Here is a 10097-nt window from a genome sequence, read left to right as displayed (position 1 = left end):
GTGCCTACGGTGTTCGTTCGATTGACGGGGTGCCCGTTACGCTGTGGTTACTGCGATACAGCGTACGCTTTCCATGGTGGTCAGTGGTTTTCACTCGATCAAATTATGGAGCGTGTGGCCAGCTACGGCGTTCGTCATGTCACGGTGACCGGTGGCGAGCCATTGGCGCAGAAAGCCTGTGCCGAATTGCTTCATCGCCTGTGTGAGGCTGACTATACGGTATCGCTGGAAACCAGCGGGGCGATGGATATTGCCCACCTGGATCCTCGGGTCAGTCGAGTGGTGGATATCAAAACGCCCGCATCGGGAGAAGTTCAAAGAAACCGCTGGGAAAATTTGGCGTTGCTGACATCGCATGATCAGCTCAAGTTCGTGATTTGCGATCGGGACGACTACGAGTGGTCTCGGGCATTGGTGGCCGAGAAGTCATTAGCCGGGCGGTGTGAGGTGTTGTTTTCACCCAGCTACAATCAATTGCCTGCGCGCCAACTCGCTGAGTGGATACTTGAGGACCGTCTGCCGGTTCGTTTTCAAGTCCAGTTACATAAACTGCTGTGGGGCGATGAACCCGGCCGTTAAGTGGTCTTAGGAGTTGACATTGGCGGATACTGCCGTGGTGTTGTTGTCGGGTGGCTTGGATTCCGCAACCGTGCTCGCGATTGCGCGGAGCCAGGGATATCAGTGCTACGCGCTAAGCATGGATTACGGCCAGCGCCACGCGGCTGAACTGCGGGCCGCAGCTGCGGTTGCTCAATCGTTGGGTGCGATGGAACACCGCGTTTTTAGATTGGATTTGTGTGGTTTCGGCGGCTCAGCTCTAACCGATGCGTCGCTGCAAGTCCCCGGTGAGCCCAGCGAAGGCATTCCCATTACGTATGTTCCGGCCAGAAATACGGTGTTTCTCTCCTTGGCCTTGGCGTGGGCGGAAGTCCTTCCGGCGCGTGATATCTTCATCGGTGTCAACGCGGTGGATTACTCTGGTTATCCGGATTGTCGCCCCGAGTTTATCCAGGCATTCGAACGCGCTGCCAATTTGGGGACACGGGCAGGCGTGGAAGGGGCGGGCTTTTCCATCCGCACGCCGCTCATCGACCTGCCCAAGGCCGAAATTATCCGGCAAGGCGACAACTTGGGTGTTGATTTCAGTATCACGGTTTCCTGTTACCAAGCGGATTCGCAAGGGCGCGCATGCGGAACTTGCGACGCCTGCCGGTTGCGTTCCGATGGATTTCGAGCAGCGGGTATCGTCGACCCCACACGCTACGTTGACGGGCCGATTGGGCCCTAAGACTTGTTATTTTTCGCCAGTGCATTATCATGCAGCGCCGTCATGTTTCTCATGGCGCACAAAAAGCCGGTTTCCAGATGTGGGCTGTTAGCTCAATGGTAGAGCAGTGGCCTTTTAAGCCATTGGTTCTGGGTTCGAGTCCCAGGCAGCCCACCACAATTCGAATGCTTTCGATGATACTTTCGATCTGACACGATCTGTCTCCTGTCGAGTTTGTTTCTGCCTTATGCGAGTACTTTCCGGACGCGATTGGTTTTAGCTGTTCGCCCTGGTTATACTCAGGACACTGGCGAAGTCTGTCTTTGTCGGTTCGCTACGCTTAATCGAACGCAAGGATTGCGCTCCGCCGGCTCGATCCCTTTCGTGGTTATCTTTCCCGGCTGTTTGGTTATCTAGGAAGCTGAAGTGTGAGAAAGCCCAGACGGTATGTCACTGGACTGTTCTTTTCTGCCTTAGTTTTAATTTTCCCTCTTCCTTCCCTTGCCGGCCCATGGCTTGAGGCCGGAGACCCTGGGCTTCGGCATGATCTGCAACTACTCGCCGACCTGGGTGTGTTAACCACGCCAACCAGCATTTGGCCCATCCCTTGGGGAGCCGTCGCGGGCGATCTCAATCGAGTTGACCCAACACGCCTGCCACCGGCGCATCGTGGCGCCTGGCACCGATTATCAACCCGCGCGCAAGCGGCGAGCGTTCGGCGTTGGGTCAAGCCGAGTCTGTCGTTGGCGGTTGCAGGTGATCGTCCGGTGTTGCGGTGGTTTAACGCAACACCACGCGAGCAAGGTGAACTCGCGGTAGGTGTCGAAGGAATGAAGGGACGATTTGCCTACCGTTTGAATGGTCGCTGGTTGGATTTGGGGGACCCCAATGAAGAACTCTTCGATTTGGGATTGGATGAGGATGATGCCTTTCCCGATCTGCGATTCGATGGTGAAGACGTTCGATATGACGGCAGCTACATCGCCTTTGGGGCAGGTAATTGGGCGTTTTCCGTTGGCGCTTTGGATCGCTATTGGGGGCCTGCGTGGGGGGGCGGCCTGATTCTGTCCAACAACCCGCGCCCGATCCCCGCGGTGGCTTTACAGCGAATTCGCTCGGCACCCTTCGACGTGCCGCTACTGAAATATCTAGGGCCGTGGCATCTAACCACTTTTATCGGTCAGCTGGAATCCGACCGGGTCGTTGAAGACGCCTTGTTGTGGGGGATGCGGATCGCCTTTAGGCCGTTGCGCGGTTTGGAAATCGGGTTATCCCGGACTGCGCAGTGGGGCGGGACCAATACCCGCACGGGTGAAGATCGTCCAACGGACTTTGATACCTTTCGGCGTTTGTTCGCCGGCGACGACAATGACGGCGGTTCGCCCGATGAACCGGGTAACCAGCTCGCGGGTGGTGATATTCGTTGGTCCTTTTCAATTTTTTCTCAGCCTATGGCAGTTTATTCCGAGCTCATCGGAGAGGATGAAGCCGGTGGCGTCCCGTCGCGATTCATCGGCCAGGCGGGCGCGGAGACCTGGGGTCCGTTACCTTGGGACGGTTCCAGTTATCGGGTGTTTTTGGAGGTGGCTGAGACCACCTCGGAGTTCCACAAAGACGAAGCCCGTTTCAACTACGCGTATGAGCACGGGATCTACCGAACCGGCTATCGTTACCGCGGCTGGTCCATCGGTTATCCCACGGACAACGACAGCCGCCTGGCCACGTTCGGTGTGCTCGGAACCGACTCACGCGGGCGGCATGTGAATCTGATCATCCGCTCCGGTGAATTGAACCGGGATGACGACGCGCGCGGTAACACCGTCGCGCCTGTTGCAGCCGATTTGTTCGAATGGCAAGTTGTGGTCGGGGCGCCGCTCCGCTGGGGGCGGGGCTCATTCGGCTTCGGTGCAACCCGGCTGGAGCCTTGGCAGGCAGAAGTCGATGATGCGATCTTCGGTTTCGCGCAGTGGGAGATTTCATTCTAAACGCGGGGGCATTGTGAGCCTCATGACGAGGGCGTAGTTTGGCTTTGATAAACACCTTGATGGTCTGTACGGGAAACGTTTGCCGCAGTCCCATGGCGGAAGGTCTGTTGACCTCACGATTGGCGGGCAAGGGCGGCATGGGCGTGGGCTCCTGTGGAATCGCTGCCTTAGTTGGTAAACCGGCGACCGACGAGGCGATTGAGGTGATGCGGCAGCACGGATTGAATATCGGCGCGCATCGCGCGCGTCAATTGGACGCGCAAGTGCTCCGTGATTTCGAGTTGGTCCTGGTCATGGAACGTGGGCAGCGAACGTGGATTTTGGACGAAATCCCGCTTGCCCGGGGCCGCGTTCATCTACTGGGCCGTTGGCGCGGGGATCTGGAGATACCGGATCCTTACCGGAAAGGCATGGCGGCATTCGAGCATGCCTATGAACTGATCGACCAATGTGTGGGGGATTGGGCGGATCGTATGGCTTAAGAAAAGGCTAAAGTAAGTGGCTATTAGGAGACGTTACTTGACCACCGTGAGTGATCTGAGGCCTTGGGTTGCGGTTCTGCTGGCTGTGCTGTTGTCGGCCTGTATTACGACGGTACCCGGTATTCGTGTCGATTCGCAGCCGATCAACGTTTGGTTTCCTGAGGGATTCCCAGGCGCTAGAGATCCATTCGAAGAGCCTTTGATTACGCCGGTTTCCGGCGAGCTCATCGTGGAGCAGCGCCGTGAACGGCTGCAGCAACGCCAAATTGTTTACGCTGATGACCGGCTCGCTGCCGATTCTTACACGTATCGAGTGGGTCCGCAGGATGTGTTGAATATCATCGTCTGGAATCACCCGGAACTCAGTAACCCCATGGGCAATTTTCAGGACCTGAAAAACATGGGGCGTTTGGTCCGCGAAGATGGCACGATATTTTTTCCGTATGCCGGTGTGATTCATGTTGCCGGTCACACCGTGGAAGAAATCCGTGGAGAGATTACGCGTGCCTTGAGGCCCTATATTCCCAGTCCACAAGTAGACGTGCGTGTTGTCGACTTTCGTAGCCAAAAGGTTTACGTCACCGGCGAAGTGGTTGAGCCGGGAATTATTTGGATCACAGACCAGCCACTCACCATCATGGATGCCATCAACCGTGCCGGCGGTTTCAACGAGTTGGCCGATAAGCGGGACGCCATTTTAAGCCGATCGGGCGACAGTGTGCCCATCGACATTCTGGCCTTGTACTCGTCGGGCACGGGCAACGCACTGTTGCACGATGGCGATGTTTTATACATTCCCGACAACAATCGAAACAAAGTGTTTGTGATGGGTGAGGTGGGTGAACAAACCACCGTTTATATGAACAAAGGTCGTTTGACTTTGGCCGAAGCCATTAGTGACGCCGAGGGGTTTGATCTCGCGACGGCTAACACCAAAGGCGTTTACGTGATTCGAGCCCGCCCCTATGAGGGGGACGACGCGCCGCCAGAGTCTCAAGCGGTACAAGCGCAGATATTTCATCTAAACGTCCATCAAGCCTCGGCCTTGGTGTTGGCCGAAGCGTTTGAGTTGGAGCCTCGTGATGTGGTTTATGTGTCCAGCTCCGAACTGGTTCGTTGGAATCGCATTATGCAGCAGATCTTGCCCACGATTTCGGCCTTGTTCCAAGTGGAGCGGCTGATCAGCGATTGAGGGCGGTACGGTAGAACGGAGCGAAGTGAAACTATGACGCAATTGCCGGAACCCCCCAATTCCGCGGTTGCCCAGCCGGATTACCTGGATGACGAAATCGATCTCCAGGAGTTGCTGGATACCCTTCATAAAGGTCGTTGGCTGATCGCGTTGGTTGCCACCGTCGTGTTCCTGGGCGGATTGGCGTTAGCTATCCTGTCCGAGCCGGTGTTTCGGGCTGATGTCTTGTTGCAGATGGAGCAGGACGGTGCGGGGCTTCCCGGATTGGAAGAATTGGCGCTGTTATCAGGCGAGAAACCGCCGGCCGAAGCCGAGATCCAGATCCTCAAATCCCGGTTTGTCATCGGCCGAGTGGTGGACCAACTCGGGTTGGATGTCGTCAGCAAACCTGCTCATTTTCCCGTGGTAGGCGATTTTATTGCCCGTTTGGCGGACGAACCCGTCCCCCAAGCACCGTGGTTCGGGTTGGAACAGTTCGCCTGGGGCGGGGAGAAAATCCAGGTTACCCGCCTAAAAGTGCCGAGCGAGTTGCTCGGCCAACCCTTGGCTTTGGTCGCCGGCGATGGCGATACTTTCCGTTTGTATGATCCCGAGGGTCATGAATTGCTCCAGGGCCGCGTCGGCGAGGTCGCCCGCCAAGAGAGCCCGGATACGGGGCGTGAGGTGGAGATTTTCGTCCGCGAATTGCGGGCACGAGCCGGTACCCACTTTGACGTCACGCGACGTAGCTGGTTGAAAACGGTCGGCGGATTGTCTGAAGCCTTGTCCGTTGCCGAGCAAGGAAAGGGCACCGGCATTTTGCGGGTGTCGCTGGAAAGCGAAAAACCCGCAGAGGCGGCCAGGATACTCAACGCCATTGCCAATACCTATCTTCGTCAAAACGTGGAGCGCCGGTCCGCTCAGGCTGGGGAGAGCCTGAAGTTTCTGGAAGAACAACTCCCTCAGTTGAAGCGTGAACTCGAAGCCGCTGAGCAGGAGTTCAATCTGTTCCGAAAAAATAATGAAAGTCTTGATCTCACGGGCGAGACCGCCGCTTTGCTCAGCCAGTTGGTCGATTTGGAAAAAAGTCTCTCGGAGTTGCAACTCAAGCGCGCGGAAATGGAGCAAAACTTTGCCAGCCAGCACCCGGCCATGATCGCGCTGACTTCCCAGGAGCGTGAGCTTTTGTCCGTCAAGCGGGACTTGGATGCGCGGGTTAAGTCTTTACCCGAAACGCAACAACAGGTACTGCGGCTGCAGCGAGAAGTGGAAGTGCAAACAGTGCTCTATACCGGGCTGCTTAACAAAGCGCAGGAGTTGCGGGTGATCAAGGCGGGAACCTTGGGTAACGTTCGAATTGTTGACGAGGCCCCGGTGCCCGAAGAGCCGGTTAAACCGCGAAAGAGCCTGATTGCGGCGCTGAGCTTGTTTTTGGGTTTGTTCCTTGGGATTCTCGCGGTTTTCGCACGCAATGCATTGAAGGCCGGTCTGGCGGATCCTAAGGAGATCGAAAGCCGGTTCGGTTTACCGGTTTACGCGGTAATCCCTTACAGCACCAGTCAGAAGCGAATGCGACGTAAAGCACAATCGCGCGGATTGCCGTTACCGGTGATTGCCCGCGATGAGCCCCAAGATCTGGTGACTGAGAGTCTCCGGAGCTTGCGTACCAGCTTACATTTCGCCTTGATGGAAAGTGAGAAGAACATCATTGCCATCACCAGCGATGCGCCGGGCAGCGGTAAATCGTTCGTTTCGGTCAACACAGCCTATCTCTTGGGTGAGGCAGGCTCCAGTGTGCTGTTGATCGATGCCGACATGCGTCGCGGGCACTTACACGAATATGCCGGTGAGCCACGGGCGCCCGGATTGTCCGATGTATTGGCCGGGCGCTACGAGGTGGGCGCGGTGACTAAGCCATTATTGCAAGGCAAAGTGTCGATGTTGAGTACAGGAACGATCCCGCCCAACCCGGCCGAATTGCTCATGAGCTCGACGTTTAAGGCGCTCTTGGATCGTGTTCGTGAGGAATACGACTACGTATTCATCGATACGCCGCCGGTTCTGGCGGTCGCTGATGCCGGTATCATCGGTGCCCATGCGGGGGCGGTGTTTATTGTGGTTCGGGCGGACAAGAGTACGTTGGATGAGACCGAACAGGTTCTCAAAGTGCTGCGCAACAACCGCGTCCAGGTCACCGGTGCACTGTTTAATGCCTATGAACAAGGGAAGCGTCGGCGCCGGGGTGGCCAGTACGGGTATTACTATTACTACGACTACACATCGAAAAAATCCGCTTGAGGGATAATCGCATCAAGCGTTTTGACGGACCTGGGGTAGGTGGATGTCAACGGTGGCATTAAGCGATTTGCTTGCACAGCTTGATCTCGAGCGGCTGGAGGATGACTTGTTTCGCGGCCAAAGCACAGACTTAGGCGGCATCAGTGTCTTTGGCGGGCAAGTTTTGGGTCAGGCGTTGGTCGCTGCGCAGAGGACGGTGACTGATCGCATGTGTCATTCACTGCACGCGTATTTTTTGCGGCCCGGTGACATGCGAGCGCCGATCATTTATGAAGTGGATCGCATCAGGGACGGCAGGAGTTTCACCACCCGCAGCGTGCATGCGATTCAACACGGCCGGCCGATCTTCGTGATGTCGGCTTCCTTCCAGGCGATCGAAGACGGTCTGGAGCACCAGATGCCGATGCCGAATGCGCTCTCGCCCGAAACGCTCAAATCGGAGCGAGAGCTTCGTTCCCAGCTTGCCGAGCGGGTGCCCGCACCCCTGCGGAAATTGATCGATCGAGACCTGGGGATCGAAATGAGGCCGGTCAACCCGGTGGATTTTTTTGCACCGGAAAAACGCGCGCCGGAAAATAAAGTGTGGATTCGATCTGCGGGCGAATTGCCGGATGATCCTTGTTTACATCAGGCCTTGTTGGCCTATGCGTCGGACTTCAATTTTATGGGGACATCATTGTTGCCCCACGGTATTACCTTCATGCAAGGCAATCTCCAGGGTGCCAGCTTGGACCATGCCATGTGGTTTCATCGTCCGTTCCGTATGGACCAATGGCTGTTGTATGTGATGGACAGCCCTTCGGCCGCAGCGGCTCGCGGATTCAACCGCGGGTCCCTATACGCCCAGGATGGCACCTTGATCGCGAGTTGCGCACAAGAAGGCTTAATTCGCGTGCGGGCCGGTTAACATCCCCTTGAAACCGATCCGGTCAGCCCCATATCCAAGTCAAGCGCTGATGAAAGGCGCAAATTGATCTGAAATATGGGAGATGTGGAGATGAGTGTCGTACGTTTCGATCCGTGGCGTTCCCTGAGTGACATGCGAAGTGAGATGGACCGTGTGTTCGGCGGGGATTTTGGCTTGGTCTCGGATGATCGATCGCGAGTCGCAACTGGTCAGTGGGCACCGGCTATGGACATTCGCGAAGAAAACGATGCCTACGTGGTGCTGGCAGACTTGCCCGGCGTGAATCCGGATGAGATTGAAATCACGCTGGAGAAAGGAATTTTGAATATCCAAGGTGAAAGGCATATCGCGGAAGAACCGGAGCAATCGGGCTTTCGGCGATTCGAACGGCCTCAGGGGCGCTTTCATCGGCGCTTTAGCTTGCCGGATACCATCGATTCGGAAAACGTGGTGGCCAACAGTCGCCACGGCGTGTTAGAAGTTCGGATCGCCAAAAAGCCGGTCGTGCAGCCTCGTCGGATTACCGTTACCAGCTAATCATCATCCCCGTTTACGGTGGATTAAAAGCTAAAAAGGATCCCGTTTTGGGATCCTTTTTTTGTAGGTTGGGCCCTGGTGACGCGCTGGTCAATTGGACTTCACGGGAGCGGTTTGCAATAGCAGCTTATCGGGTAGGCTCAGTTCCATCGCCAGCGGCAAGTGATCCGAAACCGTGTGATGTTGAACGACCTGGCTGTGATGGATTTCCAAGCCGGGCGTGACCAGAATGTGGTCCAAGTGACGCTTAGGCCGCCAGCTAGGATAGCTGGCCACGCCATGAGAACCACCTCGCAGCTTGGTGTCGCGAAGGGCGCTGGCGTGAATCACGTCAGCCGATCCACAGTTGAGGTCGCCCATCAGTGCAACGTGGGGATGATCCCCGATTCGTTCGCGAATGAACGCCAGCTGCTGTTGACGAGATCGGCGGCCTAAGGATAAATGCGCCACCACCACAAGCAGTGAGTCGTCCCCGTGCCCGAAGCGAACCAGCATCGTGCCACGACCGGGGATTCGGCCCGGCAGCCTCGCCTCTTCGACATCGGTCGGTTCGTAGCGGCTAAGAAAGCCCAGACTGTGTCGCGCGAATCGCCCGAGGTTTCGGTTCACCTGAGTCCAGTAAAAAGGAAAACCTGCCCGCTCTGCCAGATACGCCACCTGGTTTACGTAGCGGCTTCGGACACTTCCCGCGTCGGTTTCCTGGAGTGCGACCATGTCGTACTCGCTGAGCAATTCTGCCGTGCGATTTAAGTTTTCCTGCCGCGTCGGACAGGGCAAAACATGGCGCCATGCCCGGGTGAAATAGTGATGATACGCACTGGTTTCGATGCCGACCTGTATATTGTAGGTAAGCAGTTTAAGTCGTTGTCGTTGTTGCATGAATTACACGCTTTGTTCTCTGTGTGTGGTCAGATGCCGTATTTCCAAGCGTCAGGGATCCGTTCTGAAGGGCAGTAGCCGCACAAATCCTGATCCGGTAAACGATCTGACCCGCTGATTATATCTTTAAGACCACGTTTGGCGTGAATGGTTCGCGAAGGGGGCTGGATTCTGATCTACGATCAACGAAAATGGCCACTCAGCGTGGTTTGTGCTCGCGCATTTTACGCCAAGGGGTTAAATTAGAACGCTTTCATTGATCAGCTGGCCTAAGATCCATTGCCGTACGGGCGATTTCGCGGCTGAACGATCCACCGGAATGAACAAACATTATGTCGGAAGATGTGCTCAAAAATTTAAACGTCGTCGCGCAGGATCTGCTGGTGCCCCCGAGTGAACTCGAGGCTGAAATTCCCGTGTCCGAGTCGGCGCAACGCACGATATTGGATGGCCGTCGTGCCATTGAGGAGATTTTGGATCGGCAAGAGCATCGTCTGCTTGTTGTGGTCGGGCCTTGTTCGATTCACGACGCCCGTGCCGCTCGCGACTATGCGGACCGTTTGGCCCGGTT

At 56.2% G+C, this 10097-nt stretch carries 10 protein-coding genes and 1 tRNA gene; 10 read left to right on the top strand and 1 reads right to left on the bottom strand.

The genetic code is table 11. The annotated features are described in order from the left end of the window. The 9 genes from queE (at nt 1) to SVU69_13345 (ending at nt 8647) form a co-directional block, all read left to right on the top strand. Nucleotides 1-579, top strand: a complete 579-nt coding sequence (gene queE / locus SVU69_13385) for a 7-carboxy-7-deazaguanine synthase QueE (GenBank protein ID MDY6943990.1) — start codon at nt 1-3, stop codon at nt 577-579. Nucleotides 580-592: 13 nt separating this feature from the next. Beyond that, the gene (gene queC / locus SVU69_13380) at nt 593-1288 is read left to right on the top strand and encodes a 7-cyano-7-deazaguanine synthase QueC (GenBank protein MDY6943989.1); all 696 of its coding nucleotides are present in this window, start codon (nt 593-595) and stop codon (nt 1286-1288) included. 81 nt (nt 1289-1369) lie between these two features. Next, nucleotides 1370-1444, top strand: a tRNA-Lys gene (locus tag SVU69_13375). Nucleotides 1445-1695: 251 nt separating this feature from the next. After that, nucleotides 1696-3252: a capsule assembly Wzi family protein gene (locus SVU69_13370; GenBank protein ID MDY6943988.1), complete on the top strand. Its 1557-nt coding sequence runs from the start codon at nt 1696-1698 to the stop codon at nt 3250-3252. A 38-nt stretch (nt 3253-3290) separates the two neighbouring features. Next, on the top strand, nt 3291-3734 hold the full coding sequence (locus tag SVU69_13365) for a low molecular weight protein-tyrosine-phosphatase (protein MDY6943987.1): 444 nt from the start codon (nt 3291-3293) through the stop codon (nt 3732-3734). Between the two features lie 46 nt (nt 3735-3780). After that, nucleotides 3781-4926 (top strand): polysaccharide export protein, encoded by a 1146-nt coding sequence (locus SVU69_13360; protein MDY6943986.1) that lies wholly within the window; start codon nt 3781-3783, stop codon nt 4924-4926. 33 nt (nt 4927-4959) lie between these two features. Continuing rightward, entirely contained in the window at nt 4960-7203 is a 2244-nt protein-coding gene (locus tag SVU69_13355; protein MDY6943985.1) for a polysaccharide biosynthesis tyrosine autokinase, read from the top strand. Nucleotides 7204-7246: 43 nt separating this feature from the next. After that, a complete protein-coding gene (gene tesB, locus SVU69_13350; GenBank protein ID MDY6943984.1) occupies nt 7247-8110 on the top strand; it encodes an acyl-CoA thioesterase II in 864 nt (287 codons plus the stop codon). 90 nt (nt 8111-8200) lie between these two features. Next, on the top strand, nt 8201-8647 hold the full coding sequence (locus SVU69_13345) for an Hsp20/alpha crystallin family protein (protein MDY6943983.1): 447 nt from the start codon (nt 8201-8203) through the stop codon (nt 8645-8647). Nucleotides 8648-8737: 90 nt separating this feature from the next. On the opposite strand, the gene SVU69_13340 is transcribed toward SVU69_13345, so the two are convergent. After that, nucleotides 8738-9526, bottom strand: coding sequence for an endonuclease/exonuclease/phosphatase family protein (locus SVU69_13340; GenBank protein MDY6943982.1), 789 nt, complete (start codon nt 9524-9526; stop codon nt 8738-8740). Nucleotides 9527-9858: 332 nt separating this feature from the next. Here SVU69_13340 and SVU69_13335 point away from each other — a divergent pair. Beyond that, a partial coding sequence (locus SVU69_13335; GenBank protein MDY6943981.1) for a 3-deoxy-7-phosphoheptulonate synthase occupies nt 9859-10097 on the top strand: 239 nt, incomplete at its 3' end.

It is taken from the genome of Pseudomonadota bacterium (genome assembly GCA_034189865.1).
GTDB lineage: Bacteria > Pseudomonadota > Gammaproteobacteria > UBA5335 > UBA5335 > JAXHTV01.
Note: the sequence above shows the minus strand (reverse complement) of the source record. Positions and strands in the feature narration are given on the sequence as shown.